The organism is Methylobacterium endophyticum, from assembly GCF_050591105.1.
Classification (GTDB): domain Bacteria; phylum Pseudomonadota; class Alphaproteobacteria; order Rhizobiales; family Beijerinckiaceae; genus Methylobacterium.
Map to the genome: position 1 here is coordinate 16,312 of NZ_JBNHES010000019.1, position 15,130 is coordinate 31,441.

Sequence of the window (15,130 nt, forward strand, 5' to 3'; positions counted from 1 at the left end):
CGTATGCAGGAGTGAGCGCAGGAGACCCGCATGCCCATCCTCACCTTCCCCGACGGCAATGCCCGCAGCGTCGAGCCGGGGTCGACCGGCCGCAGCGTGGTCGAGGGCATCGCCAAGTCCCTGGCCAAGCGCACCGTCGCCATGGTGCTCGACGGCACCGTCCACGACCTCTCCGATCCGATCGAGCGCGACGCGGCGATCGAGTTCATCGCCCGCGACGATCCCCGCGCGCTGGAGCTCATCCGCCACGACTGCGCGCATGTGCTGGCCGAGGCCGTGCAGGCGCTCTGGCCCGGCACGCAGGTGACGATCGGCCCGGTGATCGAGAACGGCTTCTATTACGACTTCGCCAAGAACGAGCCCTTCACGCCCGAGGACTTCCCCGCGATCGAGGCGAAGATGCGCGAGATCATGTCTCGCGACGCTCCCTTCACCAAGGAGGTCTGGAAGCGCGACGACATCAAAAAGGTCTTCGCCGACAAGGGCGAGGCCTACAAGGTCGAGCTGGTCGACGCGATCCCGCCGGGCGAGGACCTCAAGGTCTACCGCCAGGGCGACTGGTTCGACCTGTGCCGGGGCCCGCACATGACCTCGACGGGCAAGGTCGGCACCGCCTTCAAGCTGATGAAGGTCGCGGGCGCCTATTGGCGGGGCGATTCGAACAACCCGATGCTGACGCGCATCTACGGCACCGCCTGGGCCTCGAAGGAGGACCTCGACGCCTATCTCCATCGCCTGGAGGAGGCCGAGCGCCGGGACCACCGGCGCCTCGGCCGCGAGATGGACCTCTTCCACTTCCAGGAGGAGGGACCGGGCGTCGTCTTCTGGCACGCCAAGGGCTGGACGATTTTCCAGGAGCTGATCGCCTACATGCGCCGCCGCCTGAAGGGCGACTATGCCGAGGTGAACGCGCCGCAGATCCTCGACAAGTCGCTCTGGGAGACGTCCGGCCACTGGGACTGGTACCGCGAGAACATGTTCGCGGCCCAGTCGGCGGGCGACGAGGCCGAGGACAAGCGCTGGTTCGCGCTCAAGCCCATGAACTGTCCGGGCCATGTGCAGATCTTCAAGCACGGCCTGAAGTCCTACCGCGATCTCCCTCTGCGCATGGCGGAATTCGGGATCGTGCACCGCTACGAGCCGTCGGGCGCCATGCACGGGCTGATGCGCGTGCGCGGCTTCACCCAGGACGACGCGCATATCTTCTGCACCGAGGACCAGCTCGCGGCCGAGTGCCTCAAGATCAACGAGCTGATCCTCTCGACCTATGCCGATTTCGGCTTCGGCGAGATCGTGGTGAAGCTCTCGACCCGGCCCGAGAAGCGCGTCGGCTCCGACGCGCTCTGGGACCATGCCGAGGGCGTGATGACGACGGTGCTGGCGCAGATCGAGGAGCAGTCGGCGGGCCGCATCCGCACGGAGGTCAATCCGGGCGAGGGCGCCTTCTACGGCCCCAAGTTCGAGTACGTGCTGCGCGACGCCATCGGGCGCGACTGGCAGTGCGGCACCACGCAGGTGGACTTCAACCTGCCCGAGCGCTTCGGCGCCTTCTATGTCGACGCCGACAGCCAGAAGAAACCGCCGGTGATGGTCCACCGCGCCATCTGCGGCTCGATGGAGCGCTTCACCGGCATCCTGATCGAGCATTTCGCCGGGCATTTCCCGCTCTGGCTGGCGCCGGTGCAGGTGATGGTCGCCACGATCACGCAGGAAGCCGACGCCTATGCCGCCGAGGTGATCGCGGCTGCGACGCGCGCGGGCCTGCGCGTCGAGAGCGACCTGAGAAACGAGAAGATCAACTACAAGGTCCGTGAGCATTCGCTGGCCAAGGTGCCGGTAATGCTGGTGCTGGGCCGCAAGGAGGGCGAGGAGCGCACCGTCTCGATCCGCCGGCTCGGCAGCCAGCAGACCCGCACCCTCGGCCTCGACGCGGCGCTGGCCGAACTCGTGGCGGAGGCGGCCTCGCCGGATATCCGCCGCGCGCAGGGCGTGGCCGACACCGTGCCCACCGAGGCCGCGACGCTCGACGCGCATCACGGGGAGCGGCCGGCGCCGTAGCGTCAGGCCGCTGCGTCCATCGCCCGCTCCAGCTCCGAAAAAACGCGCGGGTCGGTGGACTGGGCGACGTTGAAGCGCAGGTGGGCGCCGGCGCTCTGCGAGACGCTGAAGACGTTGCCCGGCGCCAGCACCACCCCGCGTGCCAGGGCGCGGGTGGCGACCTCGGCCGCGTCGAGCCCCTCGGGCAGGCGCGCCCACAGGAACATGCCCGCCGCAGGCAGATGGTCGACCGTCAGACCCGCCGAGGCGAGCCGCCTGACCACCGTGCCGCGTTCCGTGGCCAGCCGGGCGCGCATGCCGTCGAGATAATGGCGGTAGCTGCCGTCGCCGAGAAAGCGGTGGACGAGCGCTGCGTTGAGATGGCCGCTGCCGAGGCTCACCGCGAGCTTGAGGTCGACGAGGCGCTCCACCCAGTCGGCGCGCACCGCGATGAAGCCGACGCGGGCGGCGGCCGAGAGCGTCTTCGAGAAGCCGCCGACATGGATGACGCGCTCCAGCCCGTCGAATCCGGCGAGCCGGGGGCCGGGCTCCGCCTCGAAGTCGCAATAGATGTCGTCCTCGACGATGGCGGTGCCGTGCGTTTCCGCGAGCTTGAGGACGCGGTGCACCGTCGCCGGGCTCAAGGAGGCGCCGGTCGGATTGTGGAGCCCGGAATTCGTCAGGTAGAAGCGCGGCTTGTGCGCCATCAGCGCCGCCTCGAAGGCCGCGAGATCGGGGCCGGAGGCCGTGAACGGCACGCCGACGACCCGCACCCGGTGCGCGCGCAGGAGCGCGTGGAAGTTGAAGTAGCAGGGATCGTCCACCAGCACCGCGTCGCCGGGCTCCAGCAGGAACCGGCAGATCAGGTCGAGGGCCTGGGTGGCAGAATCCATCAGCACGATCTGGTCGGGATGGGCCGGGATGCCGCGCTCGGCGAGCCGCCGGGACAAGGTCTGGCGCAACGCCGGCAATCCGAGGGGCTGGTCGTAGCTGACGAGGTCCTGCCCGCCGTCGCGGGCGAGCTGGCGCAGCGCCCGGCGGATGCCGGGGTCCGGCATCCAGTCCGGCGGCATCCAGCCGCAGCCGGGCTTGAGCATTCCGGGCGCCGCCTCGAGGGACTGGCGGGCGATCCAGAGCGGGTCCACCGCGCGGTCGAGGCGCGGCCCGATGGAGGCGAGGCAGAGCGGCTCCATCCGCCCGGCGACATAGAAGCCGGAGCCCGGCCGCGAGACCACCGTGCCCCGCGCGAGCAGGCGGTCATAGGCCTCCACGACGGTGGATTTCGAGACGCCCATCGTCTCCGCGAATCCCCGGATCGAGGGCAGCTTGGCGCCCGGCCCAAGCAGCCGCCCGGCGATGCGCGCCTCGACGGCGGCCATCACCGCCTCGACGCGGGTGCCGCCCTGATCCAGTGGACGATCCATTCCGTACTGGTCTCCGTACAGGACAGTTTAGCCGAACCGTACCGCATCCGTCCCTGTCGCGAAAGCCGCGCCGGGCGCAGTGTCCGGCCTTCATCGGAACCTCGCGCAGCAGGGAGACGGAGCATGGCACGGTATCGGCGGAACGGATCTTCGGCAGCGGGCGATGCAGGTCGCTCCTGGGCATGGCGGCGCGCGGGCGACGCGGTCATCCTGCTGGCCGGCATCGCGCTCGCCCTCCCGCTGATCGCGCTGGGCGGATGATGCGATGACCACGCCTCCCGCCCGCGCGGGTTCGCGGCGCGCGCTCCTCGACGGCCTGATCGGCGTCGGCCTGTTCAGCGCCTCGCTGCCGGCGACGCGCCTCGCGCTCACCGATCTCGATCCGCTCTTCCTCACGGCGGCGCGGGCGGCGCTGTCGGGGCTCGCCGCCGCGCTGGCCCTCGCCCTGGTCTCGCGCGGGCGTCCCGCGCGGGCTGATCTCGCCGCGCTGGCGCTGACGGCGCTCGGGGTGGTGGTGGGCTTTCCGCTGCTGACCGCCCTGGCTCTGCGCCACGTCACCTCGGCGCATGCGATGGCCTTCATCGGCCTGCTGCCCCTCGCCACCGCCCTGTTCGGGACGCTGCGCGCGGGGGAGCGCCCGGCGCCGGCCTTCTGGGTGCTGTCCGTGCTCGGCAGCGCCGTGACCGTGGGATTCGCCGCCGCCGGCGCCGGACCGGGCTCGCTGGCCGGCGGCGGGCTGATGCTCGCGGCGGTGGCGGCGGGCGGTCTCGGCTACGCGGAGGGCGGCCGCCTCGCCCGGCGCCTCGGCGGCTGGCAGGTCATCGCCTGGTCGGCGGCCCTGTCGCTGCCGGTGTCCCTGCCGCTGGCGCTGCTCTGGAGCCCGGCCGAACCTGGCGCCGTCGGAGCGCCGGCCTGGGCCGGTCTCGCCTATCTCGCGGGGGCGAGCTCCCTCGTCGGCTTCGTGTTCTGGTATCGGGCGCTCGCCAGCGGCGGGATCGCGGCCGTCAGCCAGCTCCAGCTCCTCCAGCCCTTCCTCGGAATGCTGATCGCCGGCCTGACCCTCGGCGAAAGCATCGAGCCGAGGATGCTGCTGGCGGCGGGAATCGTCGCGCTCTGCGTGGCCGGAGCCCGCAAGCTGTCGCACGGCCGCCCCCCGGCCGCCGGACACGCGCGGACAAGGCTCGGCCTTTTCCGGCGGCATGGCCCGATCGCCACAGGCCGACCCAATCTTGCCGCAACTGCGCCGGAAACTCTCACGCAGAGTTGATCGCGGCGCGCTTCGGACGGATCGTCGCGCCTGAAAAGGGGCGGCCGCGGACACGGCGGCAAAGCCTCGGCAAGCGAGGGGGTTGTTGGGATGAGGCAGATCGTCTCCGGCGCAGGGCGCGCCCTTCGACGCGTGGCGGCCGCCGCCGTGACGGGGCTCGCCCTGTCCGGCCTCGCGGCGGCGGGAGCGCAGGCCGCGCCGGACCGGCGCGTCGCCCTCGTCATCGGCAACGGCGCCTACGAGAATGTCGGCGCGCTCGACAACCCGCTGATCGATTCGAAGGCCATCGCCGCCTCGCTGAAGCGCATCGGCTTCGACGTGGTGGAGGGATACGACCTCAAGCTCGACGCCATGCGGGCCAAGGTCGGCGAGTACGCGGCCAAGCTCGACGGCGCCAAGGTGGCCTTCGTCTACTACGCCGGGCACGGGGTCGCGGTGGCGGGGGAGAACTACCTCCTGCCCACCGACGCCGTCCTGAAGAACGAGGCCGATCTCGACTTCAAGACCATGAACATCAACCTCGTGATGCGGCAGATGCAGCGCGAGGACCGCGTCAACGTCGTCGTCCTCGACGCCTGCCGCGACAACCCCTTCGCCAAGGAACTGGCGCGCTCGCTGAAGACGCGCTCGGCCTCGGTGTCGAGCGGCCTGTCGGAGATCGCGGTGAACTCGGCCGCCGGCACCATGATCGCCTTCGCCACCGATCCGGGGAAGACGGCGCTCGACGGGTCGAGCGGGCACAACAGCCCGTTCACGGCGGCGCTGCTCAAGCACATGGAGACCCCCGGCGTCTCGATCTCCACGGTGATGGACCGCGTGCGCGAGGACGTGTGGCGCTCGACCGGCGAGAAGCAGCGCCCCTGGGTCAACACCTCCATCATCGGCGAGTTCTATCTCAACCCGGCCGCCCCCGCCGTGCAGGTCGCCTCGGCCGATGCCGGCGCGGCGCTGCCCTCCGCCAACCCGCAGGCGCAGAGCCCGCAGGCCCTCGAGATGCGGCTCTGGGAATCGGCCGAGAAGTCGGGCTCGCCCGAGGACTACAAGGCCTATCTCGACGCCCATCCGAACGGCTACTTCGCCCAGATCGCCCGCAACCGCATCGCCCGCGCGGCCGCCCCGGCCACGCGCTCGGCGCCGAGCGAGGCCGAGCTGAAGGGCGAGACCGGCAGCGCCGCCGGCGAGGACGCCCTCAAGCTCACGCCGAAGGAGCGGATCGAGACGCAGCAGCGCCTGCGCGCCCTGGGATTCGATCCCGGCGGCGCCTCGGGCAAGTTCGGCCCCGGCACCCGCCGCGCCCTGACGAACTGGCAGAAGACCCGCCAGATCCCCGAATCGGGCTTCCTCACCGCCGCGCAGAAGGCGGCCCTGTGGGCGCAGAGCGAGACCGACTACCAGAAGCTCGTCGCCGCCAAGCCCCCGGCCGAGCGGACCGTCCGCGCCGCCGTGCCCCGGCCGCCGCGCCCGCAGCCCGGCGCGGCGCAGGCCGCGCACGCGCCGCCGCCTCAGGCCCAGCCGCAGCCGCAGCGGGGCGGCGCCTCCCTCGGCGAGGTCGGGAACTTCCTCGGCGGCGTCGGCAACCTGGTGGGCGGGATCGGCAGCCTGCGGCGCTGACGGTCGATCAGCGAATCCGACGCGTGGGACCTGTTCTCGATGTCGGCTTGAGATGGAAAAGTGGAATCTGGAAGGGGCAGAGATGGATCAGCCAGCCACCATCCAGATCACCGATGTTTCAGTCGCCGCCAGTGTGGATGACGAGATCATGCGCGGCGCATCCACGAGTTGGCAAAAGGTCGCCATGATCGTTGGCAGGATCATCATGGCAAATCCGCATCGCCACATACCGGATACGGCGATAGTGGAACGGATCAAGTTGCTTGTAGCAAGAGGGAAACTGGAAGCGCAGGGTAACTTGGATAGAATGCGATATAGCGAGGTACGAATTCCTTCAAAGTAGGAATTTCCCGATCGCGACTTGGCTTCGAGAGGTCCGGGGAGGAGCGGAAGCGGCTCCAACCCGCGAGTATCAAGCGTCGAATTTAATCCACCAAGACGCCAGCCCGTCACCGGATGAGCACACCGGCACAAGGGCTCAGCAGACGACCCCGAACGTCTCCGAAAAGCCGCGCCGGCCCATCTCCGTCACGATGACGGCGCGGCTGTCGCGGGACCGCGCGATCCAGCCGAGTTCCTCGCAGCGCGCGCAGAGCGCCGCTCCGAGCCGGCCGGCGAGATGCGGCCGGCGCTCGCTCCAGTCGAGGCAGGGGCGGCAGAACAGGCGGCGGCTCCGGGCGGCCGCATCCTGCGCGATCCCGAACTCGGACAGCCAGGCCCGGCCGGCCGGCGTGACCTCGCCGGCCTCGTCCGAGAGCACCACCGCGCCGCGCGCGATCAGGGCGTCGGCGAGCGCCACCGCCAGCCGCCCGGCGAGATGGTCGTAGCAAGCGCGCGCCTCGCGCATCTCCGGGGCGATCCGCGGCGTCACCCGCCGCCCGGCATCCGGCTCGGCCTTTCCCGCCACCACGAGGATGCCCTCCAGCATGCGCGCGACATCCGCCGAGGCGAGCCGGAAATAGCGGTGGCGCCCCTGCCGGGCGAGGCTGAGCAGGCCGCCCTCCGTGAGCTTCCCGAGATGGCCGCTCGCCGTCGCCGGGCTGATTCCGGCGGTGACGGCGAGTTCCGTGGCGGTCAGCGCCCGCCCGTCGAGGAGGGCGGCGAGCATGTTGGCCCGTCCGGGATCCCCGACGAGGGAGGCGACCTGCGCGATGCTGGCGGCGGCACTCATGATGCCCGCGAGGATAGCGCCGGGCCGCCCTCCGATCACGCGGGAACGCTTCGGTCGCGGCCGAAGCGTTCCCGCCTGACTTTCCCGAGCGGCAGCCCCATTCTGCCGCCGGCAAGGAGGGACGCCATGTTCTGTGTCGTGTTCGAGGTCCGCCCCGGCGAGGGCCGCAAGGACGCCTATCTGGCGCTGGCTGCCGAGATGCGGCCGGTGCTCGAATCCATCGACGGCTTCCTCGACAACGAGCGTTTCGGAAGCCGCACCCGCCCCGGCTGGGTGCTGTCGCTCTCGACCTGGCGCGACGAGAAATCGGTGATCCGCTGGCGCACGGAGGCGCGCCACCACCTCACCCAGCGGAAAGGCCGCGACGCGATCTTCTCCGACTACCGCCTGCGGGTCGGGGAGGTGACGGGGGATACCGCGCTCCCCGTCGGCGCGCCGCTGCGCGGCCAGCGTTTCGACGCCACCGAGATCGGGGAGGCCAAGGCCCTCACGATCACGGAAGCCGTGCCAGGCTCCGGCACGGCGCTCTCCGCCCCGGATGCCGAGGCGGCCGGGCTCGTCGGGCACGACCTGTTCGAGAGCATCACCGCGCCCGGCAAGCTGCTGCTTCTCGCCTCCTGGGCCGGAGCGGAGGCGGCGGACGCGTTCCGCCCGGCCGCTCCCGCCAGCGCGAGCCCCTGGCGCCACCGCTCGGTCCGGGTGATCCGCGAGTACGGCCTGCACGACCGCCGCGAGGCGCCGCAATACCACCCCGCCGTCGCGCCGTAGGAGACGTCCTGATCCGGCGCGGGGAGCGCGATCATGCCCGCATCGACGGCCGTCACGGGCCGGCGGGCGTCACCCGCCGCAATTCGCCGCGAGCAGGGTGAGGGCGCGCTGCATGGCCTGATAATCCGCCATGCTGGCCGGCGCCCGCAGCTCCGGGCCCTCCGGCAGCAGCCCGGCGAAACCGGAGGCGGGATCGGCGACGAAGCGGCGCGGGCCGGTATAGGCGCCCATGCGGTTGCGCTGATCGATCTCGCCGCAGACCGCCCCCGCCTTGCCGGGCCTCAGCCCGGTGACGCGGGCGCTCGCGGGGTCCTTGAGGCCGCGCCCGACGAGGGCGATGGCGGCGCGGGCGACATCGGCCGGGAGCGCGGCGTCGGACCCGTCCGTGACGGTCTGGGCCGGGGCCGGCCCGGCGGCGATCAGGAGAACGAGCGCGGCGGTCGCTCGGCGCATCCGGCGGGGTCCCACTGTTTCAGCTTCCCTTGGCCACCACCTCGACGTCCCGGTCGAGCCCGCTCTCGACCTTGAACTCGCGCGAATAGACCTGCCCGTCGTGGCGGGCGATGAGCACGTATTCGCCCTCCGCCAGCGTCACCTGCGGGAAGGCGCCGATGGCCTCGCGGATGGTGTCGCCGCCGGGCGTCAGCACGGAGAAGGCAGTGCCGGCGAAGGCTTCCGCCCCCGGCGCGGAGACGAGCTTGAGGGTCAGCGTCGCGGCGCGGTGGTTCATGGTCGCGTCCGTGACCTTGCCGTTCTCGACCTTGAGGTCGGCGCGCTGGATGGCGTTCGATTCCCCGTAGGTGGAGACGACGTGATAGGTGCCCTCGGGCAGCCGGATCAGCTCGCCGGCCTTGACGCCGCTGCGCACCAGCCGGCCCTCCGAGTTCGTCCCCACCGGCACGAAGACCGAGAAGGAGAGCTGCGCGGGCGCGATCCGGGTGTCGCCGATGGCGCCCGACAGCCGCAGCGCGCCGGCCGCGATCCTGAGCTGCTCGCGCTGCGGCTCGCCGCCCATGGCGATCTTCTTCGAGGCGCTGGCATAGCCATAGGTGACGGTGGCGACATAGGCGCCCGGCGCGAGCTTGAAGCTCGCCTCCGAGTCCGTCGAGCGGGCGACGATCGCCGGACGGGCGCCGTCGCCGCGATCCTCGTAGATCCGCCAGGCGAGGCCGGAGCGCAGGGGCCGGTCGCTGCCGGCGAGCGTCACGGACAGGGTCAGGAGCGCCTCGGACGGCGCGGGCAGGATCGGCCCGGTGATCGCGGGGGAGGGCAGGCCGCCGCGCCCGAACGGGTCCGTCCCCTGCGCCGCCGCCGGCCCGGCCGCGATGCAGGCGAGGAGCACCGCCCCCGCCAGCCCACGCCTCGATCCGCTCCACCTCATGCCGCGTCTCGTTCCGTCCCGTCACGCCGAAGGCGCCGCGCGCATTTCAAAGCCGCGGCACGCATTGCCAAGCTGCGGCACGCATTGCCAAGCCGCCGCGCAGGCGCCATGCCCCGCTGTGGACCGCGACCGTGGCGCCCGCAAGGCCGCGACGGCTGTCCCGGCGCCCGCAAGCTCCCATATCGGCCTCATGACAGCACCTGCCCAAAACCCCACCCTCGACCTCCTGCGCGCCCGCCGCTCGGTGCCGCCGATGCTGATGAGCGGGCCCGGCCCGACCCGCGCGGAGCTCGACGCGATCCTCGCGATCGCCGCCCGCGTGCCCGACCACGGCAAGCTCGCGCCCTGGCGCTTCATCGTCATCGAGGGCGAGGCGCGCGCCCGCATCGGCGAGGTGATCGCGGCCGCCTACGCCGCCGACCACCCGGAAGCGGACGCCAAGCGCCTGGAGATGGAGCGCGCCCGCCTCGCCCACGCCCCGACCGTGGTGGCGCTGGTCTCCCGCGCCGGCCCGCATATCAAGATCCCGGACTGGGAGCAGGTGCTCTCGGCGGGCGCGGCGGCGATGAACCTCGTCGTCGCGGCCAACGCCTCGGGCTTCGTCACGGCCTGGCTCACCGAGTGGTTCGGTTACGACCGGCGCGTGCTCGACGCGCTCGGCCTGGCGCCCACCGAGAAGCTCGCCGGCTTCGTCCATATCGGGCGCGCGGCGGAGGTGCCCTCCGACCGGCCCCGGCCGGATCTCGCCGAGATCGTCACCTACCTCTGAGGGAGGCGTCCATGCATTACGGCCCCGACCGGAAGAGCCTGCCGCACAACCCCCTCAAGGCCATCGTGGCGCCCCGGCCCATCGGCTGGATCAGCGCCATGAGCCGGGACGGCGCCCTCAACCTCGCGCCCTATTCGTTCTTCAACGCGGTGGCCGACGACATGGTGGCCTTCTCCTCCTCGGGCCGGAAGGATGCCATGACCTTCGCCGAGGAGGGCGGCGAGTTCGTCTGCAACCTCGCCGGCCACGACCTGCGCGAGGCGATGAACGCCTCCTCCGCCCCGCTGCCGAGGGGGGTGAGCGAGTTCGACCACGCGGGCCTGAGGACCGCGCCCTCGCGCCTCGTGCGTCCGCCCCGCGTCGCCGACGCGCCGGCGGCGATCGAGTGCAAATGGCTCCAGACGGTGCCGCTCACGCCGCTCGGCGGCGGGGAGGCCGCGAACTTCCTGGTGATCGGCCAGGTGGTCTCGATCTACGTGGACGACCGCTTCGTGGTGGACGGCCTCGTCGACACCGCCGCCATGCGCCCGATCATGCGCGGCGGCTATTTCGATTATTTTTCCGTGACGCCCGAGAACCGCTTCGAGATGCGGCGGCCGAAGAGCGGCTGAGGCGCCCTCTCACTCGGACGCGATCTCGAGCCGGACGATGAGTCCGTCGAGATGGCAGATGCGGACGGGGAGCCCCTCCCTGATCGGGCCTCCGTGCGAGGCGCTGGTGTTGAAGCCGCCCGAGATGAGATAGTCCGAGTAGGCGAACGGAACGCCGTTCACCTCGAAGCGCTCCTTGTCGTGTCCCGCGTAGGGCATCGGATGGAAATGCGCGACGCGGCCCTCGACCGTCCGGCAGCGGTTGCTCGTGACGGCCGCCCCGGCATCGGCGCCGCTGCGCCAGATCGCGGTCTGCGTGACGAGCGTGTGGAAGGCGGCGAACAGGCAGAAGGACATGCCGAAGGCGCGATGAGGCAGCGGCTTCGGAAAGCCCAGCCGCTCCAGCCATTCCGGCCGGAACGCCAGGCAGGCGCCGAGGAGCGTCAGGCCGATGCCGACGAGCAGGGGGAGGACGTGTCGTCCATCGGCGGAGGAGGCGTCGAAGACGGTGGCGTATTTCATCGGCCCCCTCCGGTCGCGCAGTCGGTAAGGGCCCCGCCTTCAGCCTTCCTTTACCATAAATGCAACAGGATCGGTGCCTTGAGGGAGCGCGTTCTGGCTCGCCTCGCGCCGGCCGGGCGACGGGCGGCGTCTGCCCGTCGGACGGTTCATGTTCCTGTTCACCACGCCCTCCGCCGGTAGCCAGGACGCCTCTCAAGGCGCCGCCGCCGCGACGGCCGCGCGGACCGCCAGCGCCCCCGCCGGCGTGATCGAGGCGATCCGGCAGGGCGCGCAGTCGAGCGGGGTCGGGTTCGACTACCTGCTCGCCACGGCGCAGCGCGAATCCTCCCTCGACCCCGCCGCGAAGGCCGCGACCTCCAGCGCCACCGGGCTCTTCCAGTTCATCGAGCAGACCTGGCTCGGCACCATGAAAAGCGCCGGCCCGAGCCTCGGGCTGTCCTCCTACGCCGACGCCATCACCGCGAAATCGGACGGCACCTACACGGTCTCCGACCCGTCTGCGAAGCAGGCGATCCTCGACCTGCGGCGCGATCCGAAGGTCTCGGCGGCGCTCGCAGGCGCGCTCACCCAGAAGAACCGCGACAGCCTCTCGGCCAGCCTCGGCCGCGAGCCCACCTCCGGCGACCTCTACGCCGCCCATGTGCTCGGCGCGAAGGGCGCGACGACCCTGATCTCCTCCGCCCAGGGCAGCCCGGCCCGCGCCGCCGCCCTCGACCTGCCGGAGGCGGCCGCCGCCAACCGCAGCCTGTTCTACGACCGCTCGGGGCGCCCGCGCAGCTCGGCCGAGCTCTATGCCAGCCTGTCGGCCGCCGCCTCCGGCCGGTCGAGCGCCCCGGCGAGCGACCTCACCGCGATCCCAGAGGGAACCACCGCCTACGCGTCGCTGGGCGGCGACCTGCGCTCCCTGTTCCAGACCGATAGGCGGCAGGGCGCGGTCTCGGACGGGGTGGCGAAGCTCTGGCAGGGCCGCGCCACGGTGCAGCCGACGCGCGCCGCCCCGACCTATTTCCCGCGTTCCGACGCCGCCGCGACGGGCGCCTCCGATACGGCATCCACGGATGTCGAGGCCACCGGCTCGGTGGCGACGCCCACGAGCGGCCTCGCCCTGGTGGGCGCCCCCCTGCCGCCGCAGCGGCCGATCGAGTTCTCCGCCTCGCCCTCCGCGAAGACCGCGACCCGCGTCGCGGCCGGCGCGGGGGCGCTTCCCCTCGACCTCTCCCAGTTCACGATCCGGAGCGGCAAATGATCATCCGCCAGTTCCTCGCCTGGACGCAGCATTCCTCGGCCGGACGGCGGGCGGAGGCGGCCTCCGCGCTGGCGCGGGCCTATCTCCACGGCAATCTCGGGCCGGAGGCGGCCTGGGAGGCCAAGACCGCGATCCTGGCGCTGCTCGACGATCCCTCGCCGCTGGTGCGCCGGGCGCTGGCCGAGGCCTGCGCCGGCTCGGAGCGCACGCCGCGCCCAGTCGCCGTGGCGCTGGCCTCCGACCAGCCGGAGATCGCCTGCCTGATCCTGTCGCGCTCGCCCATCCTCACCGACGCCGATCTCGTGGACGCCGCCGCCATGGGCTGCGAGGGCGCGCGCGCGGCCATCGCCGGCCGCCACCACCTGTCGTACGCCGTGGCCGGCGCGCTGGCCGAGATCGCCGGCCCCGAGACCCTGGCGCTGCTCGCCGCCAACACCACCGCGCAGATCACCACCGGGCGGCTGCTGCGCATGGTCGAGCGCCACGGCGCCGACGCCACCCTGCGCGAGGCGCTCCTCGCCCGCCCCGGCCTGCCGCTCGAAGTCCGCCACGCCGTCGCCGCCGGGCTGGCACGCTCGCTCACCGGCTTCGTCACCGGCTGCGGCTGGCTCTCGGCCGAGCGCGGCGAGCGCCTGAGCCGCGAGGCGAACGAGCGCGCCGTGCTCGACATCTGCGCGGATGCCGGCCCTGGCGCCGTCGCGCGGGTCGTGCGCCACCTGCGCGCCACGGGGCAGCTCAATGCCGGGCTGATCCTGCGGGCGGTGCTCTCGGGCGCCATGGGATTCGCGGAAACCGCGATGGCCGATCTCGCCGGGCTGGAGGCCGCCCGCGCCGGGGACCTGATGCGCGAGGCGCGGGGGTTTTCCGCGCTCCACCGCCGGGCCGGCCTGCCGGAGATCCTGCTTCCCGCCTTCGCCGCCGCCCTCGACGCCTGGCGCGAGTCCACGACGGGGGCCAGCACACTCGCAGGCGCCGCCCTGTCGCGGCGGATGATCGAGCGGGCGCTTACCGCCTGCGAGACCATGCCCTATGCCGAGGCGCAGGGGATCATGGCGCTGCTGACCCGCTACGAGGTCGAGGCCGCCCGCGAGGAGGCCAGGGACTTCACCCGCGCCATGGCCGGGAAGGCCGCCGCCGAGGAGGCCGCGCGGGCCGAGGCGGCCATGCCCGAGCCCGTGCCGGAGGCGCTCCCGCAGCATGCGGCTGCGGCCCGGCTGGAGCTGCCGGAAGCGGAGGCGCCCGCCGCCGCCCCGGCCGTGCCGGAGACGGTCGCGGAGGAACCCGCGCCGGAGGCGGCCACCGCCTCCCTCGATCTCGCCGAGCTCGACGCGATCCTCGACATGCTCCCGGATGCGCTCCTCGACAGCTTCCATGCCGAGCGCATGCGCGCCCTGGAAGCGGCGGCGGCGGCCGGGATCGCCATCGCCCCCGCACCGGCCCCCGAGCCGGTGCCCGAGGCGGCCGCCCTCGACACGATCCCCGAGGCGCTGGTGGCGAGCTACCGGCCGGAGCGGCTGCGGCTCGCGGCGTGACCGCGCCTCAGCCGAACTGCTCCCGCAGGATCCGCTCGTCGAGGCTGTGGCCGGGGTCGTGCAGGATGACGAGGTCGGTGGCCTGATCGAGGCGGGTCTCGACCCAGCGCACCCGGCGGAACTCGGTGTGGTCGGCCACCGCCGCCACGGGGCGGTGGTCCGGGTCGAGCACCTCGATGCGGATATGGGCGTAGCTCGGCAGCAGGGCCCCGCGCCAGCGCCGGGGGCGGAAGGCGGAAATCGGGGTCAGCGCCAGGAGCTGGGCGTTCAGCGGCAGAATCGGGCCGCCGACCGAGAGGTTGTAGGCGGTGGAACCGGCGGGGGTGGCGCAGAGCACCCCGTCGGCGATCAGCTCGGGCAGGCGCTCGTGCCCGTCGACGGCGATGCGCAGCTTCGCGGTCTGGTGGGTCTGGCGCAGCATGTAGACCTCGTTGATCGCCTGGGCGGTGTGCCGGCGGCCCTCGACGTCCTCGGCCTCCATGATGAGCGGATGGATGACGCTGCGATGCGCCGCCTCCAGGCGCTCGATCAGCATGTCCTCGCGGAACTCGTTCATCAGGAAGCCGACCGTGCCCCGGTTCATGCCGTAGATCGGCTTGCCCGAGGCCATGAAGCGGTGCAGCACCTGGAGCATCAGGCCGTCGCCGCCGAGCGCCACCACCACGTCCGCGTCCTCGGGAGCGACGTGGTCGTAGCGCCGCATCAGCGCGGCGGCGGACTCGCGAGAGCCCGGCGTCGGGCTCGCCACGAAGGCGATCTTGTGGAAGCGCCGCGCCATGCTGCTATCCGGGCTCCGCCCCGTTGACGCGGAA

At 72.2% G+C, this 15,130-nt stretch carries 15 protein-coding genes; 9 read left to right on the forward strand and 6 right to left on the reverse strand.

The features are described 5' to 3' along the window. Positions 1-30: 30 nt before the first annotated feature. On the forward strand, positions 31-2,058 hold the full coding sequence (gene thrS / locus ACP56T_RS18475) for a threonine--tRNA ligase (protein WP_430913627.1): 2,028 nt from the start codon (positions 31-33) through the stop codon (positions 2,056-2,058). A gap of 2 nt (positions 2,059-2,060) precedes the next feature. On the opposite strand, the gene ACP56T_RS18480 is transcribed toward thrS, so the two are convergent. Then, on the reverse strand, positions 2,061-3,461 hold the full coding sequence (locus ACP56T_RS18480; protein WP_430913628.1) for an aminotransferase-like domain-containing protein: 1,401 nt from the start codon (positions 3,459-3,461) through the stop codon (positions 2,061-2,063). Between the two features lie 265 nt (positions 3,462-3,726). Here ACP56T_RS18480 and ACP56T_RS18485 point away from each other — a divergent pair, with 265 nt between their 5' ends. From ACP56T_RS18485 to ACP56T_RS18495, 3 genes are all read left to right on the forward strand, one after another. After that, complete coding sequence (locus ACP56T_RS18485) at positions 3,727-4,728, forward strand: DMT family transporter (RefSeq protein WP_430913629.1); 1,002 nt, start codon at positions 3,727-3,729, stop codon at positions 4,726-4,728. Positions 4,729-4,818: 90 nt separating this feature from the next. Next, a complete protein-coding gene (locus ACP56T_RS18490; protein ID WP_430913630.1) occupies positions 4,819-6,339 on the forward strand; it encodes a caspase family protein in 1,521 nt (506 codons plus the stop codon). A gap of 52 nt (positions 6,340-6,391) precedes the next feature. Continuing rightward, a complete protein-coding gene (locus tag ACP56T_RS18495) occupies positions 6,392-6,682 on the forward strand; it encodes a DUF3658 domain-containing protein (protein ID WP_430913631.1) in 291 nt (96 codons plus the stop codon). A 135-nt stretch (positions 6,683-6,817) separates the two neighbouring features. On the opposite strand, the gene ACP56T_RS18500 is transcribed toward ACP56T_RS18495, so the two are convergent. Continuing rightward, entirely contained in the window at positions 6,818-7,510 is a 693-nt protein-coding gene (locus ACP56T_RS18500; protein ID WP_430913632.1) for an ArsR/SmtB family transcription factor, read from the reverse strand. Positions 7,511-7,636: 126 nt separating this feature from the next. On the opposite strand from ACP56T_RS18500, the gene ACP56T_RS18505 reads away from it, so the two are divergent. Further along, the gene (locus ACP56T_RS18505; RefSeq protein WP_430913633.1) at positions 7,637-8,278 is read left to right on the forward strand and encodes an antibiotic biosynthesis monooxygenase family protein; all 642 of its coding nucleotides are present in this window, start codon (positions 7,637-7,639) and stop codon (positions 8,276-8,278) included. A gap of 69 nt (positions 8,279-8,347) precedes the next feature. Here the strand turns inward: ACP56T_RS18505 and ACP56T_RS18510 are convergent, their stop codons facing one another. Together ACP56T_RS18510 and ACP56T_RS18515 are read right to left on the reverse strand one after the other, a co-directional pair. Next, positions 8,348-8,731, reverse strand: a complete 384-nt coding sequence (locus ACP56T_RS18510) for a hypothetical protein (protein WP_430913634.1) — start codon at positions 8,729-8,731, stop codon at positions 8,348-8,350. A gap of 19 nt (positions 8,732-8,750) precedes the next feature. Then, positions 8,751-9,659, reverse strand: coding sequence for a hypothetical protein (locus ACP56T_RS18515; protein WP_430913635.1), 909 nt, complete (start codon positions 9,657-9,659; stop codon positions 8,751-8,753). A 190-nt stretch (positions 9,660-9,849) separates the two neighbouring features. Between ACP56T_RS18515 and ACP56T_RS18520 the strand changes: the two genes are divergently transcribed. After that, on the forward strand, positions 9,850-10,428 hold the full coding sequence (locus ACP56T_RS18520) for a nitroreductase family protein (RefSeq protein WP_430913636.1): 579 nt from the start codon (positions 9,850-9,852) through the stop codon (positions 10,426-10,428). Between the two features lie 11 nt (positions 10,429-10,439). Next, positions 10,440-11,039: a flavin reductase family protein gene (locus ACP56T_RS18525; RefSeq protein ID WP_430913637.1), complete on the forward strand. Its 600-nt coding sequence runs from the start codon at positions 10,440-10,442 to the stop codon at positions 11,037-11,039. Positions 11,040-11,048: 9 nt separating this feature from the next. Here the strand turns inward: ACP56T_RS18525 and ACP56T_RS18530 are convergent, their stop codons facing one another. Beyond that, the gene (locus ACP56T_RS18530) at positions 11,049-11,540 is read right to left on the reverse strand and encodes a hypothetical protein (protein ID WP_430913638.1); all 492 of its coding nucleotides are present in this window, start codon (positions 11,538-11,540) and stop codon (positions 11,049-11,051) included. Positions 11,541-11,688: 148 nt separating this feature from the next. On the opposite strand from ACP56T_RS18530, the gene ACP56T_RS18535 reads away from it, so the two are divergent. Both ACP56T_RS18535 and ACP56T_RS18540 read left to right on the forward strand, forming a co-directional pair. Further along, positions 11,689-12,786 carry a transglycosylase SLT domain-containing protein gene (locus tag ACP56T_RS18535; protein ID WP_430913639.1) on the forward strand — a complete coding sequence of 366 codons (1,098 nt, stop codon included), beginning with the start codon at positions 11,689-11,691 and terminating at the stop codon, positions 12,784-12,786. Next, positions 12,783-14,318: a DUF2336 domain-containing protein gene (locus ACP56T_RS18540; RefSeq protein WP_430913640.1), complete on the forward strand. Its 1,536-nt coding sequence runs from the start codon at positions 12,783-12,785 to the stop codon at positions 14,316-14,318. The genes ACP56T_RS18535 and ACP56T_RS18540 overlap by 4 nt, the downstream gene beginning before the upstream one ends. A 7-nt stretch (positions 14,319-14,325) precedes the next feature. Here the strand turns inward: ACP56T_RS18540 and ACP56T_RS18545 are convergent, their stop codons facing one another. Beyond that, positions 14,326-15,096, reverse strand: coding sequence for an NAD kinase (locus tag ACP56T_RS18545; RefSeq protein WP_430913641.1), 771 nt, complete (start codon positions 15,094-15,096; stop codon positions 14,326-14,328). Between the last annotated feature and the right edge of the window lie 34 nt (positions 15,097-15,130).

Bases quoted from the DNA above. Each gene is read 5' to 3' on its own strand.
- thrS (WP_430913627.1), top strand. From the start codon at position 31: ATGCCCATCCTCACCTTCCCCGACGGCAATGCCCGCAGCGTCGAGCCG.
- ACP56T_RS18480 (WP_430913628.1), bottom strand. From the start codon at position 3,461: ATGGATCGTCCACTGGATCAGGGCGGCACCCGCGTCGAGGCGGTGATG.
- ACP56T_RS18485 (WP_430913629.1), top strand. From the start codon at position 3,727: ATGACCACGCCTCCCGCCCGCGCGGGTTCGCGGCGCGCGCTCCTCGAC.
- ACP56T_RS18490 (WP_430913630.1), top strand. From the start codon at position 4,819: ATGAGGCAGATCGTCTCCGGCGCAGGGCGCGCCCTTCGACGCGTGGCG.
- ACP56T_RS18495 (WP_430913631.1), top strand. From the start codon at position 6,392: ATGGAAAAGTGGAATCTGGAAGGGGCAGAGATGGATCAGCCAGCCACC.
- ACP56T_RS18500 (WP_430913632.1), bottom strand. From the start codon at position 7,510: ATGAGTGCCGCCGCCAGCATCGCGCAGGTCGCCTCCCTCGTCGGGGAT.
- ACP56T_RS18505 (WP_430913633.1), top strand. From the start codon at position 7,637: ATGTTCTGTGTCGTGTTCGAGGTCCGCCCCGGCGAGGGCCGCAAGGAC.
- ACP56T_RS18510 (WP_430913634.1), bottom strand. From the start codon at position 8,731: ATGCGCCGAGCGACCGCCGCGCTCGTTCTCCTGATCGCCGCCGGGCCG.
- ACP56T_RS18515 (WP_430913635.1), bottom strand. From the start codon at position 9,659: ATGAGGTGGAGCGGATCGAGGCGTGGGCTGGCGGGGGCGGTGCTCCTC.
- ACP56T_RS18520 (WP_430913636.1), top strand. From the start codon at position 9,850: ATGACAGCACCTGCCCAAAACCCCACCCTCGACCTCCTGCGCGCCCGC.
- ACP56T_RS18525 (WP_430913637.1), top strand. From the start codon at position 10,440: ATGCATTACGGCCCCGACCGGAAGAGCCTGCCGCACAACCCCCTCAAG.
- ACP56T_RS18530 (WP_430913638.1), bottom strand. From the start codon at position 11,540: ATGAAATACGCCACCGTCTTCGACGCCTCCTCCGCCGATGGACGACAC.
- ACP56T_RS18535 (WP_430913639.1), top strand. From the start codon at position 11,689: ATGTTCCTGTTCACCACGCCCTCCGCCGGTAGCCAGGACGCCTCTCAA.
- ACP56T_RS18540 (WP_430913640.1), top strand. From the start codon at position 12,783: ATGATCATCCGCCAGTTCCTCGCCTGGACGCAGCATTCCTCGGCCGGA.
- ACP56T_RS18545 (WP_430913641.1), bottom strand. From the start codon at position 15,096: ATGGCGCGGCGCTTCCACAAGATCGCCTTCGTGGCGAGCCCGACGCCG.